The 16,616-nt window shown below is 68.1% G+C and carries 17 protein-coding genes and 2 tRNA genes; 8 read left to right on the top strand and 11 right to left on the bottom strand.

Annotation, left to right across the window (positions count from 1 at the left end):
* Window positions 1–57 precede the first annotated feature (57 nt).
* Genes G6034_RS07305 through G6034_RS07295 form a run of 3 tightly spaced genes read right to left on the bottom strand, consistent with a single transcriptional unit; the run spans window position 58 to window position 2,434 of the window.
* The gene (locus tag G6034_RS07305) at window positions 58–945 is read right to left on the bottom strand and encodes a DMT family transporter (RefSeq protein ID WP_176634439.1); all 888 of its coding nucleotides are present in this window, start codon (window positions 943–945) and stop codon (window positions 58–60) included.
* Window positions 942–1,610: a CDP-alcohol phosphatidyltransferase family protein gene (locus G6034_RS07300; protein ID WP_343037981.1), complete on the bottom strand. Its 669-nt coding sequence runs from the start codon at window positions 1,608–1,610 to the stop codon at window positions 942–944. The genes G6034_RS07305 and G6034_RS07300 overlap by 4 nt, the downstream gene beginning before the upstream one ends.
* An 11-nt stretch (window positions 1,611–1,621) precedes the next feature.
* Window positions 1,622–2,434 carry a phage holin family protein gene (locus G6034_RS07295; RefSeq protein ID WP_176634438.1) on the bottom strand — a complete coding sequence of 271 codons (813 nt, stop codon included), beginning with the start codon at window positions 2,432–2,434 and terminating at the stop codon, window positions 1,622–1,624.
* Window positions 2,435–2,769: 335 nt separating this feature from the next.
* On the opposite strand from G6034_RS07295, the gene G6034_RS07290 reads away from it, so the two are divergent.
* Window positions 2,770–3,981, top strand: a complete 1,212-nt coding sequence (locus G6034_RS07290; RefSeq protein WP_176634477.1) for a multidrug effflux MFS transporter — start codon at window positions 2,770–2,772, stop codon at window positions 3,979–3,981.
* Here G6034_RS07290 and G6034_RS07285 read toward each other — a convergent pair.
* From G6034_RS07285 to dnaG, 4 genes are all read right to left on the bottom strand, one after another.
* Window positions 3,947–4,303, bottom strand: coding sequence for a hypothetical protein (locus tag G6034_RS07285; protein ID WP_176634437.1), 357 nt, complete (start codon window positions 4,301–4,303; stop codon window positions 3,947–3,949). The genes G6034_RS07290 and G6034_RS07285 overlap by 35 nt on opposite strands.
* Before the next feature lie 147 nt (window positions 4,304–4,450).
* Window positions 4,451–4,526 (bottom strand) — tRNA-Asn (locus G6034_RS07280).
* A 122-nt stretch (window positions 4,527–4,648) separates the two neighbouring features.
* Window positions 4,649–4,724, bottom strand: a tRNA-Asn gene (locus G6034_RS07275).
* 66 nt (window positions 4,725–4,790) lie between these two features.
* Window positions 4,791–6,824, bottom strand: a complete 2,034-nt coding sequence (dnaG, locus tag G6034_RS07270) for a DNA primase (protein WP_176634436.1) — start codon at window positions 6,822–6,824, stop codon at window positions 4,791–4,793.
* Window positions 6,825–7,051: 227 nt separating this feature from the next.
* Between dnaG and G6034_RS07265 the strand changes: the two genes are divergently transcribed.
* The 4 genes from G6034_RS07265 (at window position 7,052) to G6034_RS20445 (ending at window position 9,684) form a co-directional block, all read left to right on the top strand.
* Entirely contained in the window at window positions 7,052–7,435 is a 384-nt protein-coding gene (locus tag G6034_RS07265) for a hypothetical protein (protein ID WP_176634358.1), read from the top strand.
* Between the two features lie 30 nt (window positions 7,436–7,465).
* Window positions 7,466–7,843 (top strand): VOC family protein, encoded by a 378-nt coding sequence (locus G6034_RS07260; protein ID WP_176634435.1) that lies wholly within the window; start codon window positions 7,466–7,468, stop codon window positions 7,841–7,843.
* A gap of 415 nt (window positions 7,844–8,258) precedes the next feature.
* A complete protein-coding gene (locus tag G6034_RS07255; RefSeq protein WP_246295396.1) occupies window positions 8,259–9,218 on the top strand; it encodes a plastocyanin/azurin family copper-binding protein in 960 nt (319 codons plus the stop codon).
* Between the two features lie 169 nt (window positions 9,219–9,387).
* Window positions 9,388–9,684, top strand: a complete 297-nt coding sequence (locus tag G6034_RS20445; protein ID WP_176634433.1) for an ATP-binding cassette domain-containing protein — start codon at window positions 9,388–9,390, stop codon at window positions 9,682–9,684.
* Here G6034_RS20445 and G6034_RS07245 read toward each other — a convergent pair.
* Window positions 9,657–9,851: a hypothetical protein gene (locus G6034_RS07245; protein ID WP_176634432.1), complete on the bottom strand. Its 195-nt coding sequence runs from the start codon at window positions 9,849–9,851 to the stop codon at window positions 9,657–9,659. The genes G6034_RS20445 and G6034_RS07245 overlap by 28 nt on opposite strands.
* Before the next feature lie 10 nt (window positions 9,852–9,861).
* Between G6034_RS07245 and G6034_RS07240 the strand changes: the two genes are divergently transcribed.
* Window positions 9,862–10,497, top strand: coding sequence for a hypothetical protein (locus tag G6034_RS07240; RefSeq protein ID WP_176634431.1), 636 nt, complete (start codon window positions 9,862–9,864; stop codon window positions 10,495–10,497).
* 318 nt (window positions 10,498–10,815) lie between these two features.
* On the opposite strand, the gene G6034_RS07235 is transcribed toward G6034_RS07240, so the two are convergent.
* Both G6034_RS07235 and dusB read right to left on the bottom strand, forming a co-directional pair.
* Complete coding sequence (locus G6034_RS07235; protein ID WP_176634430.1) at window positions 10,816–12,090, bottom strand: deoxyguanosinetriphosphate triphosphohydrolase; 1,275 nt, start codon at window positions 12,088–12,090, stop codon at window positions 10,816–10,818.
* Window positions 12,091–12,591: 501 nt separating this feature from the next.
* Window positions 12,592–13,773 carry a tRNA dihydrouridine synthase DusB gene (dusB, locus tag G6034_RS07230; protein WP_343037973.1) on the bottom strand — a complete coding sequence of 394 codons (1,182 nt, stop codon included), beginning with the start codon at window positions 13,771–13,773 and terminating at the stop codon, window positions 12,592–12,594.
* Between the two features lie 159 nt (window positions 13,774–13,932).
* Here dusB and G6034_RS07225 point away from each other — a divergent pair, with 159 nt between their 5' ends.
* Window positions 13,933–14,523 (top strand): TetR/AcrR family transcriptional regulator, encoded by a 591-nt coding sequence (locus tag G6034_RS07225; protein ID WP_176634429.1) that lies wholly within the window; start codon window positions 13,933–13,935, stop codon window positions 14,521–14,523.
* A gap of 37 nt (window positions 14,524–14,560) precedes the next feature.
* On the opposite strand, the gene G6034_RS07220 is transcribed toward G6034_RS07225, so the two are convergent.
* Window positions 14,561–15,610: an alpha/beta fold hydrolase gene (locus G6034_RS07220; RefSeq protein WP_176634428.1), complete on the bottom strand. Its 1,050-nt coding sequence runs from the start codon at window positions 15,608–15,610 to the stop codon at window positions 14,561–14,563.
* Window positions 15,611–15,744: 134 nt separating this feature from the next.
* On the opposite strand from G6034_RS07220, the gene G6034_RS07215 reads away from it, so the two are divergent.
* Window positions 15,745–16,605, top strand: a complete 861-nt coding sequence (locus G6034_RS07215) for an alpha/beta fold hydrolase (protein WP_176634427.1) — start codon at window positions 15,745–15,747, stop codon at window positions 16,603–16,605.
* Window positions 16,606–16,616: the final 11 nt, after the last annotated feature.

Genomic DNA, 16,616 nt, shown 5'->3' with positions numbered 1-16,616 from the left:
TGCAAAGGGGCGGACGCCGCTGGCGGTGTCCCGTGCGTGCGGACGCTGCTTGTGCCGCTACCGCCTGGCATCCGCCCGGCGTTGCACCACGTCCGGATGGTGCCGCGACAAGGCGACCACCCCCACGATAGCAAGCAAAGCCGACCCCGCCATGGATATCGCCACCACGGGCGGCACGTCGGGACGCAACTCGCCCAGGATGGTGATGCCGATGGCGATGCCGATCATCGGGTCGATGACCGTCAGCCCGGCAATGACCAGGTCCGGGGGGCCGCTGGCGTAGGCGCTCTGGACAAACCAGCTCCCCAGTCCCCCCGCGGCCGCAATGGCGATGATCGAGTACCACTGGACGTTGAGCAGGAACAGCCCGTTGGGGTCGAACACCTGGCGGGAGATGATGCGGGTCAGCACGGCCACGAAGCCAAAGAGGACGCCCGCGCCAAGGATGAAAAAGAACGCCTTCAGCCGGCGCTTGAACAGCACCAGCGATCCGCCGAAGATCACAATGACAACGGCCAGCAGCATCACCACGGTCAGTTCCTCGGATTCGCGCACGTGGGTGTTCTCACTGACCACGTTGACTGCCATGAGGACGAACAGGGCGCTGCCGGTGACGCAGGCGCTGATGGCGACCACTGTGGCACGGTTGAGGCGGATGCCCTGGTCGCGGGAGTTGACGACCGTGGTGATGACCAGGGCGATCGCGCCAATGGGCTGGATGACGGTCAGCGTGCCGAGCGTCAGTGCCACCACGTTCAGTGCCATGCCCGCCCCCAGCAGGAGCAGGCCGAGCACCCAGCGCGGGTTGCGGAGCAGGCGCAGGAAGCCGGTGCCGCCGAGCGCCAGGCCGCCGGTGTTGCTCTGCACAGCAGTGCCCTGGCGCTGGGCGCCGAAGGCCAGGAAGAAGGCTGCGACCACGGCGCACGCCACCGCCAGCCACATCACGGGCTGCCGGTCCCGGGCGGTGCTGCGGGCAGGTGGATGTCCCGGTGCTTGGCGAGCAGCCTGCGGAAGTATTGGGTGAAGGCGACCACGTGCATCCCCATGGCGGAGCCCAGGAAGACCCAGGCCAGGACTGTGGTGAAGTCTGAATCCAGGGCCTTGGCCAGCAGCAGCATCGGCGTGCCGACCATCAGCGCCGCCGTGCGGGCCTTGCCCAGCAGCGTCACCTTCAGCCCGGCATCGCCGCGGAAGTAGTACAGCGTGGCCGCCAGCAGGACCACGTCGGGAATGAGCAGGAGCAGCAGCAGCCAGAGCGGCAGGATCCCGGCAATGACCAGGGTGATGGTCACGGCCACCAGCGCCACCCTGTCGGCCAGCGGATCCAGGATCCGGCCCAATTTTGAGGTCTGGTTGAGTTTGCGCGCCACGAAGCCGTCAATCCAGTCGGTGCAGCCCATCATCGCCAGGACGAACACACCCCAGCCGTAATCGCGCGGCCCCAGCACCAGCCACACAAACAGGGGCGTGCCCAGGAACCTGACCACGGTGATGACGTTGGGGACCGTGACGATGGCGCCCGGATTGCCCGCGGGCGTTTTCGATCCGGCCGGCATGCTCGACATCTCTCCCCGCAGGTAGTTGAACCGTCCCCCGCTGTCCGGCGGCACGTCCAAGAATTTTACTTCTTGAACAACCTTCGCAGGAACACGACGCAGGCGGCAGCAGACACGGCGAACACGGCGAGTGGTTTCCATCGCGTTTTGGCAGTTTCCAGTCCGTGTGAGAGGGCCCCCTTCGCGACCGACCGTGCCGATTCGCCCACCCTGTCCTTGGCCACGCCCACGTAATGGGCTGCCTGCTTCTTGATGTCGGCCTGTTCCAGTAGCTCCTGGCGCAGTGCGAGCAGGTGCTCCCGGCGTGCGGCCGTACGTTCGATCAGTTCGGCCTGGCTGGCCTTGGGGCCCTGCGCGGCGGCCTTGGCCGCCTTTTCAGCCTTGGCCTTCTCCCTGGCGGCATCCGACTCCGCCTTCCTGGCCTTCCTTTCGGCCTTGTCCCGCTTCTCGGGGTCCAGCGTGGAGGCGTCAAAGTGGCGGCCCTCCCTGGCAATCCCGAGGTCGTGCCGGATCCCGCGCCACGCGTTTTCGGGCAACAGGGGCAGCAGGGCCTTGAATTTCCGGTAGGCGACCAGGCCAGCAATGCCAACCAGCACAAGCAGGGCCGCACTGATGGCAAGGGCCGAGAGCCAGAGCGGAAGGACGGTGGCAAGGCCGGCAATGGCGGCAACCACCAGGGCGATGACCAGCAGGGCCAGGAAGACCAGGGCCAGCACGCCAAAGGTGGCGATCCCGCCCACCCGGGCCTTTTTGTGGCCCAGTTCGAGCTTGGCCAGTTCAAGTTCGTCCGTGACCTGGCGGGGAACGAGCCGGGCGGTGGTTTTGACTGCTTCCACCAGGGTCGAGCCGTCGTGCACTGCCTGCTGCGCCGCTGCCATGGAACCGCCTCCAATATTTTGGTTCCGCACCGGTTTGCACGGTCCGCGGAATCTTTTGCGCCCCAATGCCGCGGCGCTGCCGTAAACACAAAATTACCATCCATCGCCGCCAATGATTCGACGGATCGTGGAATAGCCGCGCTCCCGCCGGCGTTCGCCCCTTTGTGCGGCGTTATTTTTCGCCTTGGAAACATTTGCCGGGCGAGGCTCTCAAGAGCCGCACAATATGCGCATAACATTGGCACGCGGTCGCCATTCCTGTTGTGCCCCGGCAGGCCCGGCACCTTTCCTTCCCCGTTTCTTCCAGCCAGCTAGGATTTACGTTCTTGACCCCCATGACACACCCCGGCGACAGCCTGTCCCGTCGGCAAAAACTTATCTACGTCCTGGTGCTGGGCCTGCTCACCGCCCTGGGCCCCTTTACGATTGACCTGTACCTGCCGGCCTTCCCGGTCATCGGCAGCGAACTGCACGTCAGCGCCGCCGCCGTGCAGCTGACCCTGACGGCCACGACCATCGGCTTTGCCGCCGGCCAGCTGATGGTGGGCCCGTTCAGCGACAAGTTCGGCCGCAAGATGCCGCTGGTCCTGGCCACCACCGTGCACGTGGCGGCGTCAGTGGGTGCGGCCATGTCAACGGACATCACCATGCTGGGGGTCTTCCGCGTGCTGCAGGGCATTGGCGCAGCGGGCGGCGGAGTGGTGGCCATGGCCATGATCCGCGACCTCTTTGGCGGCTACCGGCTGGTCCGCATGCTGTCCTACATGTCCCTTGTCAACGGCATGGCCCCTATTTTTGCCCCCGTGATCGGCTCCCAGCTGCTGGGCATCATGGACTGGCCCGGCATCTTCTGGTTCCTGGCCGGCTACGGCGCCCTGGTGGTGGTGGCGGCGTTCATGTTCATCATTGAAACCCGGCCCCGGGAACTGCGCCAGTCCGACGGCGTGCGTGCCGTCGACCGCTACAAGGCGGTGTTCAGCGACCGGATATTCGTGGGCGCCCTGTTTGTGGGCGGGCTGAACTTTGCCGCCTTGTTCACCTACCTCTCGGCGTCGACGTTTCTTTTCCAGACCACGTACGGCTTCAGCCCTCAGCAGTACGGCTTCCTCTTTGCGGCCAACTCGCTGGGCGTGGTGGCCGGCGTGCAGACCGCTGCGCGCCTCATGCGCCGCACGGGGCCGCAGTGGGTCATCGCCTGGGCCACGGTGGCCCAGGTGGCCGCCGCAGGCGCAATGGTGCTGTTTGACCAGCTGCATTTTGGGCTGTGGGGTGTGATTGTGCCGCTATGGTTCTTCATTGCCGCCACCGGTTTCATGTTCCCGTCGGTGCAGGTGCTCGGCCTGGCCCGCAACGGCCGCCAGGCCGGCACCGCAGCCTCGCTGCTGGGTGCCGCCACCTTTGGCTTTGCGGGCCTGATCACGCCCGTGGTGGGCCTGGTGGGCGTGCGGACGGCCACCCCGATGGCCATCATCATGGGCTGTTCCATCCTGTTGGCCATGGCCGCCCTGTGGTTCATAGTCCGCCCGCGCATGGTCCCGAGCCTTTAGGGCCCTGCGCCTCGAAACGGTCCGAAAGTGCGTACCGCAGCAATACTGCGTCGCTGATTGGCCGCGCCTGGACCAGGCCGGCGTGGCGCCCCGGGTTCCAGGGGAAGGCGGCCTCGCCCAGCAGCCGAGGGGCGCCGGAGTCGCCCACGAAGAAGGGCGCCACGACCAGCTGCAGTTCATCGTCGAGTCCGCCACCAAAGTTCACCAGCAGGGCCGGCCCCACCACCGCCGTGTTCCGGAAAACCACTATCCACTGCTCGAGGTGGATGAGAGCGGAGATCAGCACCGCCGCAGCAGCCAGACGCCGAATCCCCCTGGCCATTCACCCTTCGCTTGGCAAAAACCGCCACCGCCCGCCACTGTTGAAATTCGCTTCAACGGCGTCTGCACAATTCGACCGGCGGTCTGGGCGGCGCAGGCCCCTCAATGCCAAAACCCCGCACTCTGCCCGAATGCGGGGTTTTGTTGTTGGCTCCTCCGACTGGACTTGAACCAGTAACCCTTCGATTAACAGTCGAATGCTCTGCCAATTGAGCTACGGAGGAAGGAAGCAGGAAGTTCCGGGTAAGCGCGGTGCTGCAGCGCATTGCACGAACGAAACGCGCGTCCTGGTTTTTTCCTGCTGCGCGCGTGTCCGGATTGGCTTCCGGAAATCCCTGAACGGGATTGGCTCCTCTGACTGGACTTGAACCAGTAACCCTTCGATTAACAGTCGAATGCTCTGCCAATTGAGCTACAGAGGATCGCGCAGGAACAACAATAACAAAGGCTGGCCCGGTTGCGAAATCGGCTGTCCCGAGCTGTCCGGGTCAGTCGCCGCGCAGCGCCCGCCGCGCCATTTCCAGCTCCATGAGCTCGCGCTGGAGCAGCTGGTAGCCTTCCGGATCCACCGCCGGGTCCATGCGCTGGAGGGCTCCGAGCCGCTCCTGCTTCAGCCGGGTGATCTGCCCTTCGAAGAGCCTGCGCAGCATCGCCCGGCAATACCGTTCAAGTGACTCATCGGCCTTTGTGGGAAGCGGGCTCATGGCCAGCCCGGCGACGAGGTTCCCCAGTTCCTCGGGCACGTTGGCCCGCACGGCCTCCAGCCACTGGGAGGACGCCGCGGGTGTCTCCCCCGCGGCGGCAATCCCGGCGTGGATTGCCCTGTACGCGGCAACCTGGAATTCAGTGGCGGCAAAGTGCTGCCAGTTGCCGGCCGTGAGCAGCCCGGGGTGCTGGAGCACCACCTCGAGCGCCTCCCGCTCCATGCGCCCCTGGGGGTCGCGGGGGTCCGGCAGGGGAATGCCCTCCCGGGCTGGCTGCTCGGCCAGCACGACGCCGCCACCCCCTCCCGATTCCCGCCCGCCTTGCGGGTGGCCCCCTTGCGGACGGGCCCCCCGGGGGGGCGCGCCATTGCCGGAGGACCTTCGGGGGGCGGCCGGGCCGGCGTCGTACGGGGCACGGGACGGCGCCGCCTGGGCCCCATGCTGCCGGGCACCCGAGGCCGGACCGTGTTGGGCCGCGGCTGCATGGGCGCGCTTTTCGGCACCCTTGACGGCGCGCAGGACCTCGTTGGGGTCCGCGATGCCCAGCCAGCCGGCCAGCTCCTGGCTGTAGCCCATCCGGGTGGAGCCGTCGCGGATGGCGGCCACCACGGGGGCGGAGGCGCGCAGGCCATTGACGCGGCCCTCCACGGTGCTGAGGTCGTACTTGGCCAGCGTGGACCGGATGGCGAATTCAAACAGCGGGCGGCGGGATCGGATCAGGGAGTGGACGGCCTCGTCGCCGCGGCGCTGGCGCAACTCGCAAGGGTCCGCGCCGGTGGGTTCCACGGCCACGAAGGTCTGGGCCGTGAAGCGCTGGTCCTCGTCGAAGGCCTTCAGGGCAGCCTTCTGGCCGGCCGCGTCGCCGTCAAAGGTGAACACCACCTCGCCGCCGGTGCCGTCGTCGGAAAGCAGCCGGCGCGCCACCTTGATGTGGTCGGCGCCAAAGGCGGTGCCGCAGGTGGCCACGGCAGTGTCCACGCCGGCCAGGTGGCAGGCCATGACGTCCGTGTAGCCCTCCACCACCACCAGCTGGCGCTTGGAGGCGATGTTGCGCTTGGCCAGGTCAATCCCGTAGAGCACCTGCGACTTCTTGTAAAGCTGGGTTTCGGGGGTGTTGAGGTATTTGGGGCCCTGGTCGTCGTCGAACAGCTTGCGGGCGCCAAAGCCCACGGTGTCCCCGGCGATGTCGCGGATGGGCCAGATGAGGCGGCCGCGGAAGCGGTCGTAGATGCCCCGTTGGCCCTCGGAGAACATGCCGGTGAGCTTGAGCTCCTCCTGGGTGAAGCCCTTGCCCGAAAGGTGCTTGAGCAGGGAGTCCCAGCCCTGCGGGGCGAATCCGACGCCGAAGTGGTCCGCGGCGCTGCGTTCAAAGCCTCGCTCCGCCAGGAACGCCCGGCCGGCCGCCGCGGCGGGAGTCAGGAGCTGCGCCCGGAAGAACTCCCCGGCGATCTTGTGGGCGTCCAGGAGCCGCTGCCGGCGCCCGATCTCCTCGCGCCGCGGGCCGGTGCCGCCGTCCTCGTAATGGAGTTCGTAGCCGATGCGCCCGGCCAGCTTTTCCACGGCCTCGGAAAACGGGATGTGGTCCATTTTTTGGATGAAGGAGATGACGTCGCCGCTCTCCTGGCAGCCAAAGCAGTGGAAGTAGCCCATCTGCGGGCGGACGTGGAACGACGGGCTGCGTTCGTCATGAAAGGGGCACAGGCCCTTGAACGAGCCGATTCCGGCCGACTTCAGCGTGACGTAGGCGTCGACAACCTCCTTGAGGTCGGTGCGTGTGCGCACCTCGTCAATGTCTTCCCGCTTGATCAACCCAGCCACCCGGCCAGTTTACGTGAGATTCACATCCCCCGGACGCGGGCGGCCCGGTCCTGTGGAGATCCTCCCGGTGTGAGCCCGAACGCACCCCCTGGTGTCTGGAATCACCGCCCTGCGGGCCGTGCGGGCCGGTTCGCGTCGATAGAATTGGAGTGCCCTCAATGGCGCGGACTTCGGGTCCAGGCGGACCCGGAAAACATCCACCACCATGTCCCCAAGGGAGCCCCCAATTGTTTCAGGCAGTGCGCCACAACGTCCTTCAGGCCAGCCGCCACGGCATGTTCGCGTCCGCGCGAAACAGTGTCGGTGCGGACATCCTGCTGGCGCGCCACGGCGGCGCCATTTACTCGATGCGTGTGGACCGCGGCCGCGGCCAGGTGGTGGCCACGCTCGCCGACGGAACCACAGACAGCGCCCCGAACCTGATCGACCCCGCCCTGGAGAGGCCCGGGCGCCTCAACGACGACTCCAAGCTCATCGCCGCCGTGTGCGCCGCCACAGTGGGCCTGGCCGCCGCGATGACGGCAGCCGTCGGGATCGCGTTTTCCCTGGCCAGTCCGGAGCAGCTTGCCGGTTTTACCGCAGCCATGGGGAGCTACACCGCGGCCATGTAGTTCCGCCGCCGGCGGTGGTAGCCTCGCCACATGATCGGGCGACTGCACCATCTTGTGATCGACTGCCCCAGCCCGGACGCCCTGGCCGGGTTCTATTCCGCGTTGCTGGGTCAGCCGGTCACGTTCCGTTCGCCTGACTTCGTGGTGGTTGCGGCCAACGACCACAGCCCGGGCCTCGCCTTCCAGTGCGCCCCGGACCTGACAGCGCCGCGCTGGCCGGACCCCGCCTACCCGCAGCAAATGCACCTGGATGTGATGGTCGACGACGTCGACGACGCCCCGGCGCGTGTCCTCGCCCTGGGAGCCAGGCGGCTGGGCGGCCCCGGGTCGCTGGTCTTCGCCGACCCGGCCGGCCACCCGTTCTGCCTGATCCCGCGTCCCGGCTGGGCGGACCCGGTCGAGCGCTGAAGGGAATCGGCACAGAAACCTGCCTGGCAGCTTGCGGACTTCAAGGGGCTGCCCGCCCAAAAGACGAACTCGACAAACGCGCCGGACGGGTGGAGCATAAAAGTGCGCATCGGCCCCGGCACCGTCGGTCAGGCGCCCGCCCATGCGCCGTGGATTGGATTCACCGCCCACCGGCACGCCGTGGGGCGGGAGTGCGCGGACGTCAAGCTCAGAAGCTTCCGTGCACCACAAACCAATATGGCACAGCACGTCCCGTGCAACAGCGTTCCGGGATGCCGCCAGCATTGGAAGAGCGGCCCCTTGGGGGGAAGGCCCCACTCGTCGCGGCACTCCAACCGGACCGCCGCATTGTTCGAGAAGGGAACGTCCGGTGAGACGTAATCGTCAAACTCATCAAGTTCTGCACAAACCATCGTTGATCATTGCCGCACTTCTGGCACTGGCCCTCCCGCTGGCGCTTTCCGGCCCCGCGAGCGCCCAAAGCCAGGATCAGGCACCCACCACGCAAGGGCGGCAGGCCCAAAACCATGCGCCGCAAACGTGGTCGGTCCAGGTGGGCCAGGAATCCCGGAACCAGGCCATCCAGGGCATGGCTTTTCTTCCCAGCAACATCTATGTCGATGCCGGTGACACCGTTGCCTGGACGGCGAGGTCGGCGGAAATCCACACCGTCACCTTCCTGGCCGCAGGCCAGTCGCTGGCCTCGACGCAGCCATTCAATCCGGCGGACCCGGCCCAACTGTTCAAGCAGGGCGGGGACAGCTACGACGGGCATTCGTACTACAACTCCGGTGTCATGACGAACGTCACCAACAGTGGCTTTCCAGCGGCAACCAGCTACCACCTGAAGTTCCCGACGGCGGGCACCTTCACCTACTACTGCCTGGTCCACGGCGCAATGATGAAGGGCACCGTTCATGTCGCCAGGGCGGGGACACCGTACCCGTTCACGCAACGGCAGTACGACCAGCTGGCTACCCTGCAGTCGCTGGCGATCCTTTGGGATGGGGTCAAACTCTGGCATGCGACCGCCCGGCTCGCGGACGCGCATCACGTGTACACGGGTGCCGATGACGGCACTGCGATGGTCATGCGGTTCATTCAGCCCACGGTGAAGGTGCGTGTAGGGGAGACCGTCACGTTCATCAACAACGGCATGGCCGCGCCGCACACGGTCACCTTTGGGGCGGAACCGGCGAACTTCCTTGTACCGGTGGGCGACCCGGGCACCTTTGCGGGAGGCGACCTGAACTCGGGGCTGATGCTTCCGGGGTCCACGTTCAAGGTCACCTTCACCATGGCGGGCACGTTCACGTACCTCTGCGCATTCCATGACTACATGGGCATGGTCGGCACGGTGGTCGTGGGGAATTAGGCACACCCTGCCAAGTCCGGTCCGCGGGAGTCCACCCCCGGTGGGCTCCCGCGTCTCAATTTCCGCACCGCGTGCCCAGAGGCAGCTAACAGACGGCACTCCTAAAGTTGACGGTGGCGCCACGGCACGTGGCGCCACCGTCCGGTGAGGTTGTGGCCTGGTAGCAGATGTGGAAGAACCGGCTCCGCCGCCCATCCTGGTGGTGGACAAACTGAAGGTTGCCTACGGGGCCCGAACCGCCGTCGCCGGTGTCAGTTTTGACATCCGCCCCGGAGAGATCTTCGGCCTGCTGGGCCCCAACGGTGCGGGAAAGACCAGCACGCTCAGCGCCATCGAGGGCCTGGTCCGGCCAAGTCCGGACGCCTGCTGGTGGACGGGATCGACGCCATGGAACAGCCGCTGGAAGTCAAGGCCCGCCTGGGGGTGCAATTGCAGTCCTCAAGCTTCCAGGCCGAACTGGGCATAGAACAAATCACCAGGCTGTATGCCAGGCTCCACGGCCTGCGGTTCGGCCGGGACCAGCTCCGGACCCGGCTGGAGGCGACAGGCCTCGGCGAGGAGCTGGGCCGGCGGTTCAAGCAGCTGTCCGGCGGGCAGCAGCAGCGGCTGGCCCTGCTCATCGCCTCCATCCACGAACCATTCCATGGAGGAGGCGCACGCGGTGTGCGACCGGGTGGCGATCATCGACCACGGCTTGCTCGTGGCGCTCTCCACGCCGTCCGGCCTGTCGCTGCGCAGCCTCCTCCGGGCAGACGCTACGGTGCTCCTGCGCAGCAGGGTTTCGACAACCCTGAGCGTTCTGCTTCCCGGGGTGATCGTGGTGGCCACCACCTTTGGCAAGTCCCAGTCCCGGCTGGGCGGCACCACCCTCACCATCGGCCTGGCGCTGGTGATCGGGCTGCTCACCTCCAGCATGCTCGGCTTCACCCTTGCCGTCGCCAACGACCGCGACACCGGCGTCCTGCAGCGGCTGCATGCCGCCCCCCTGCCCACCTGGGCCATCATGGGCAGCCGGATGGGCATCCAGGTGGCCGTCAGCCGTCTGGTCTTCATCGTCATGGTCCTGCTGGGCCTGGTGGGCGGCACCGGGCTGCTCGGCGACACCCTCAAGACCATCGCGCAATGGACGCCCGTCGGCGCCCTCATGACCCTGTTTGCCGACATCCTCATCGAGGCAGGCTGGAGCGCCCAGGATGGCTGGGCCCTGCTGGCCTGCGTCGCCTGGACCGTGGTGTGCGCGGGCATCGGCATCCGCTGGTTCCGCTGGGAGTCGCGCTGACGGCCTTGGTGGCCCGGGCGGAGCCCAAAGTCATCGGTAGGCGACCAGCGGCCCTTGTCCTGGCCATTGGTGCGGCGGGATTTCTCTCCGCCTGCCGTTCAACTGCCGGTGCAGGACAGGTCCCCGTCGGCGGGATGCCACCCGGCGGTGTCGTGGCGACGGCAAATCCGGGCGTTTCACCGGGCCGATACCACTACTGTGGCGCTGAATCCGGTCAGGACCTCCCGGTGGTGGCTGACGCGACGACCAGCGCCAATGTGCCCCTGGCCGAGGCCGTCCCGACCTCCAGCGCGGCTCGCGGTCCCGGCACCGCAGTCCCTACATCAGCGTCCGCTCCATCCCCACGAGACGCTCGTGGAGCGCAAGGGCCGACACATCGGTGAGGGAGGCGATCTGGTCGATGACCACCCGGAGCCGGGCGTCGTCGTCGTCCGCCTCCCGCCAGTCCGCAGCGAACATGGTCTCCAGGTGCGCGTCGCCGGTGGCGTTGAGCACGGCCACCAGCTCGCTGAGGATGTCCTGCTGGCGCTGGTAAATGGGCTGGCGGTGGTCGGTGGTCATGACGAAGGTGGTGGCCAGGCCCTTCATGACGGCGATCTCCACGGTGGTTTCCCGGGGCACGACGACGTCCGCCGCGTAGCGCGTGAGCCGGCCCGTACCGTAGATGGCCTGGGTGGCGGCGACCGCGCTCTGGCAGAAGCGGCCGATCAGCTGGCTTGTCATGTCCTTCAGCGCCGCCATGGATGCGCGGCTGCCGTCCGCGTGGCGCACCCACACGTCCGTGGCCTCGAGCCGGGACAGGGCGGCGTCGATTTCCGCCGTGTCCACGCCGGGCAGGTACCACTGCTGCGTGTAGCCCAGGACGCGGTTGCGCTGGTCCTGGTTGGCGAGCCACTTGAGCTGCACGTGGCCGGCCACGATGGCGTCCTCCACGTCATGGACCGAGTAGGAGATGTCGTCCGCGAGGTCCATCACCTGCGCCTCGATGCACGTCTTGCCGGCCGGTGCGTCGCGGCGCAGCCATTCAAAGACGGGGAGGTCGTCGGTGTAGGCGCCAAACTTGCTGGTCCGCCGCCCGTCCACCAGCGGCGCGTCGGCGGCCAGCCACGGGTACTTGGAGGCGGCGTCCAGGGAGGCGCGGGTCAGGTTCAGGCCGGCCGAGCCGCCGTCGGGCGTCATGACCTTCGATTCCAGGCGGGTCAGCAGGCGAAGGGTCTGTGCGTTGCCCTCGAAGCCGCCAATATCGTGGGAGAGGTCGTTGAGGACGGACTCGCCGTTGTGGCCGAAGGGCGGGTGGCCCAGGTCGTGGGAGAGGCAGGCGGTGTCCACCACGTCCGGGTCGCAGCCGAGCGTGCGCCCCAGCTCGCGCCCGATCTGCGCCACCTCGAGGCTGTGCGTGAGGCGGGTGCGGACAAAGTCGTCGGTGTCGGGGGCCACCACCTGGGTCTTGGCGCCGAGCCGGCGCAGGGCCGAGGAATGCAGGACGCGGGCGCGGTCCCGTTCAAAGACGGTGCGGAAACTGCTCTTGTGGGCTTCCCGGACCCAGCGCTGCACGTCACTGGGCGAATATTCTGGCTGCGCGGCGGTAGACATATCCCTTAGTTTAGGGCCATTGCCCCGGCCCGGGCGGCCGATGCGCACAGCTACGCGGAGTCCGTTGCTGACCTCAGTTAAATGCCGCCGCGGCACCGGGCTCGACGCAGCGACGATGGACGTGGCAGCAGCGACGATGGACCGGGGCAGCAGCGACGATGGACCGGGGCAGCAGCGACGATGGACCGGGGCAGCAGCGACGATGGACCGGGGGTTAGCCGTTGAATCGGGGGTTAGCCGTTGGATCGGGGGTTAGCCGTTGGATCGGGGGTTACAACGCCCTTTTGGGAGCTAACCCCCGACCGAACGAAGTGACTGTTCCGAACCCCCGGTGAAACGGTGCCGAAAATGCAAATCCCGCCGTAACACGGGCCGGCTGTTGCCAGGCTACGACGTTGCCACTCCGAATGGCCGCGGCCTGCTGGGGTTGCCATGCTTCGACCAGCCCATCCACCGGGCCGCGGCCGGGTGTCAGTCTCGACCACCCGCTGAGACCGCTGGTCAGCCGCCGGAGACGTCGAGCTCGGCGCCGGCCAGGTCGGTTTGCTGCAGGCCGCTCAGCGTGCGGTCCTTCAGCCAGCCGTCGGGCAGTGCGGTGCGCTTGGGCGTGCCGGCGCGTCCGCGGGGGCCTTCGGCGTCGGCGCCCGGGTATGGGGAGTCCATGTCGAGCTGGTCCAGCAGCCCGCGCAGGACCTCCAGGGTGGGGACGGCGGCGAGCTGGGCGCGCAGTTCCCCGCCAACCACATAGCCCTTGAAGTACCAGGCCATGTGCTTGCGGATGTCGCGCAGGGCCTTGTTTTCGTCGTCGAACGTGTCCACCAGCAGCTCGGCGTGACGGTAGACGGCGGCGGAAACCTCGGCAAGGCCGGGCTTGTGCCGCTTGTCGCTGCCCTCGAAGGCGGCCATGAGGTCCCCGAACAGCCAGGGCCGCCCCTGGCAGCCGCGGCCCACCACCACGCCGTCGACGCCGGTTTGGCGCACCATGGCGATGGCGTCCTCCGCGCTCCAGATGTCGCCGTTGCCCAGGACCGGGACGTCCGGGAGGGCCTCGCGGAGCCGGGCGATGGCGTCCCAGTCGGCATGGCCGGAGTAGAACTGGCTGGCGGTGCGCCCGTGCAGCGCAACGGCGGCCACCCCGGCGTCGCGGGCGATGCGGCCGGCCTCGAGGTACGTCAGGTGGTCGTCGTCGATGCCCTTGCGCATCTTGATGGTCAGCGGCAGCCCGCCCTTGGACGCCTCGCGGACCGCCGTCTGGACGATCGCGGTGAAAAGGTCCAGCTTCCAGGGCAGCGCCGCTCCCCCGCCGCGGCGTGTGACCTTGGCAACCGGGCAGCCGAAGTTCAGGTCGATGTGGTCGGCGTGGTCTTCCTCGACCAGCATGCGCACGGCCCTGCCCACCGTTTCGGGATCGACGCCGTACAGCTGGACGGAGCGGATTTTCTCGTCCTCGTCGTGGCTGATGAGGCGCATCGATTCCGGGGTGCGCTCCACGAGGGCGCGCGAGGTGACCATTTCGGAGACAAACACGCCGCCGCCGTGCTCGCGGCACAGGCGCCGGAACGCGGTGTTGGTGATTCCTGCCATGGGGGCCAGCACCACCGGCGTGTCCACGGTGATGTTGCCAAGTCTGAGGGGCGGGAGGTCCAGCTTGGTGTCGCTGGCGGGGATGTCTGTAACAGTCACCAGACAATTCTCTCAAATGCGTCCAAATTAAGCTCCCGCGGGTGTCCGTCCGGCGTGGGGCGCAAAGCGATGTGGAGCGCTGGCGGCGGGTGCAATAGACTCGCGCTGGTGGACAGCCCGCCCCGCCCCACAGCACCGACCCGCCCCAAAGGACCCCGTATGCCCCGCATTTCAGCCACCAAGGAGGCCATCCTGGCCGCGGCACTGGAACTGGGCGCCCTGCATGGGATCTCGGGCACCACCATGGACGAGGTGTCCGAACGCGCCGGCGTCGCCAAGGGCAGCGTCTACTACAACTTCTCCTCCAAGGACAGGCTCTTCGAGGAACTGCTGACGGCCGGTGTCAGTTCCCTGTCCAGCGCGCTCCGCAATGCACGCCTGTCCGCCCCCGGGTTCGCCGGCATCGAGGCAATGGTTGCCGCGATGCTGGCCCTGATTGCCGGCAACAGGGCGCTGGCCAAGTTGATGGCGGCGGAAATTTTCCGCACGGACCGCCCCTGGCAGGTATCGATGGCCGTGCTGCGCCGCGAGGCGCTCTCGGAGTTCGAGGCGGGGCTCGCCCCCCTGGTTCCGGCCGGCACCCCCCGGGGATCGCTGCCGCTGATGGCCGCCGGCATCTTCGGGGCCACGCTCATGGGCGGGCTGGAATGGCTGCTGTTCAGCCCCGACACTCCCGCCGCCGACGTGTCTGCCGCGATCCTGTTCACCTACTCCGGAAAGCTCGACGCCGGGACCCCGCCCACCGCCTGAACCCCACCGCCTGATCCGCACCGCCGGGAGCCGGCCGTCAGGCCGCGCTGCGGACGTGTTCGGCGAGCAGGGCCGCAAAGCGTTCCGGCTGCTCGAGCGAAGGCGCGTGTCCTGCGCCGGCGAAGACCTCCTCTGCATAGCTCCCGCCGCCGGCCGCATAGCGGTCGAGCACTGCCCGCGTCTGGGCCAGCATCCGCTGGGCCGGTGCAACAGCCTCGCCCGGCCAGCCGGGGATGACGCCGGCCTGGCCCAGGAAGTTCACGTCGAAGGCGGACGCATCGGAGACGATGGCGTCCGCGTCCCCGCGAATCCACAGGATGGGCGGCTTGGCGGCGAGCGCCGCAATCCCCGAGACGTCAAAGTGGCCCGGCGCCAGGGTGTTCAACACCCCGCGGGTGCCTGCGCCGAAGCCCGGCCAGTTCGCGGAGGGCACGGAGTCCCCGGGATAGTTCCCGACCCCCGTTGCGGTGGTGAGCATCGATTCAACCCAGGTGTCCTCATCCGCGGAGGTGAAACCGGCCGACACGTAGGAGCTCTTGTACACGGCCCACGGCCCGAGGGGGTTGTCCCGGCTGGTGTCGCCGGCGGCGATCGCGGCCACAAAGTCCGGGTTGGCCGCGCCGCCCCCGGTGCCGGCGTCGTCCCCGGTCAGCCGGGTGCCGTCCAGGCGGGTCCCGCCGAAGCCGTAGGGGGAGACGGGCGCCTGCAGCGTAATGCTGGCGACGGGGTGGTCAAGGGCGTACTGCAGCGCGACGCCGCCGCCCATGCTCCAGCCCACGAGGTGCACGCGGTCGAGGTCGAGTTCGCGCACCGCGGCGTGGACGTCGTCGCTGAAGTCGCGCACGCCGCGGGTCGCGTCAACGGGAGCCGCCTCGCTGCCGCCGAATCCGCGCAGGTCCACGGCGTAGGCGGCGGTGTCCTCCGGCAGGGCGAGCATGAGGGGCTGCCAGAACAATGACGATGAGACGTTGCCGTGGATGAAGACGACGACGGGGCCGTCCGTGCGCTGCCCCGTGCGGGTGAGCACGTTCGTGGCCAGGCGGCGGGTGTGGACGGTGGTGGCGGTGATGCCGTCAAAGAGTGGCACGGTGGGACCTCTTTTCACGCTGCTGGCGGGTGCTTGTGATATGCCCCACTTTAGGGCAGATTGGGGAAAGCGGTCCCGACGCGCGAAAGGTGCACCATGGCAGCGAGAATCCACGGCTCCAGGCAGTCTGCGCCATGAGCTACCGGCTGTCGAAGGTGCCCGGATCGCTGGCCGTGGGCGAATGGGGCGATCCCGGCTCCCCCGCCGTGCTCGCCATCCACGGCATTACCGCCAACCACCTCGCATGGGCCGCCGTCGCCCGGGCCCTGCCGGGATTCCACGTCGTCGCACCGGACCTGCGCGGGCGCGGGGGCAGCCGCGACCTCGGCGGGCCGTACGGCATGGACGTCCACGCGGCCGACCTCGCCGCGGTGCTGGACCACGTGGGCGTGCGCTCCGCCACCGTCGTCGGGCATTCCATGGGCGCATTTGCAGCCCTGGTCTTCGGACTCCGTCATCCGGACCGGACCGACGCAACCGTCCTCGTCGACGGCGGACTGCCGCTCGTGCTGCCACCCGGGCTCAGCGTCGAGGACACGTTGGGCCCGGCAGCGCAGCGGCTGACGATGGAGTTTGCCGACCGCGCAGCGTACCGGCAGCTGTGGAAGGTCCATCCCGCCCTGTCCCGTGCCTGGAACGCGGACATCGAGGCCTATGTGGACTACGATCTGGTCGGTGCGGCACCGCGGCTGCACTCCAGCGCCAGCCATGAGGCGATGGCGGTGGACTCGGCGGACCTGTTCGGCACGGGCGCCATCGCGGCGGCCCTTGCGGCCCTCCCTGCCGGGACGCCGCTTCTCACCGCCCCTCGCGGGCTGTTGGACGCCGATCCCCTCTACTCCCCCGAAGAGCTGGCCCGGTGGGAGACCCGGCTGCCCGGGATTGCCGCGTACGAGGTGGCCGACGTCAACCACTACACCATCCTGCTGGGTGGGGACGGTGCTGCCGCGGTCGCCGCCGTGGTCGCCGCGACGGCGGCCCGGGCGGACCGCTGACGGCGGGACGG

Origin of the sequence: Arthrobacter wenxiniae, assembly GCF_013376105.1 — a bacterium.
Taxonomy (GTDB): Bacteria; Actinomycetota; Actinomycetes; order Actinomycetales; family Micrococcaceae; genus Specibacter; species Specibacter wenxiniae.
This window is presented reverse-complemented; position numbering and strand designations above follow the sequence as displayed.

Bases quoted from the DNA above. Each gene is read 5' to 3' on its own strand.
- G6034_RS07260 (WP_176634435.1), top strand. From the start codon at position 7,466: ATGATCGGGCGACTGCACCATCTTGTGATCGACTGCCCCAGCCCGGAC.
- G6034_RS07290 (WP_176634477.1), top strand. From the start codon at position 2,770: ATGACACACCCCGGCGACAGCCTGTCCCGTCGGCAAAAACTTATCTAC.
- G6034_RS07215 (WP_176634427.1), top strand. From the start codon at position 15,745: ATGAGCTACCGGCTGTCGAAGGTGCCCGGATCGCTGGCCGTGGGCGAA.
- G6034_RS07295 (WP_176634438.1), bottom strand. From the start codon at position 2,434: ATGGCAGCGGCGCAGCAGGCAGTGCACGACGGCTCGACCCTGGTGGAA.
- G6034_RS07235 (WP_176634430.1), bottom strand. From the start codon at position 12,090: ATGTCTACCGCCGCGCAGCCAGAATATTCGCCCAGTGACGTGCAGCGC.
- G6034_RS07285 (WP_176634437.1), bottom strand. From the start codon at position 4,303: ATGGCCAGGGGGATTCGGCGTCTGGCTGCTGCGGCGGTGCTGATCTCC.
- G6034_RS07225 (WP_176634429.1), top strand. From the start codon at position 13,933: ATGCCCCGCATTTCAGCCACCAAGGAGGCCATCCTGGCCGCGGCACTG.
- G6034_RS07240 (WP_176634431.1), top strand. From the start codon at position 9,862: ATGGAGGAGGCGCACGCGGTGTGCGACCGGGTGGCGATCATCGACCAC.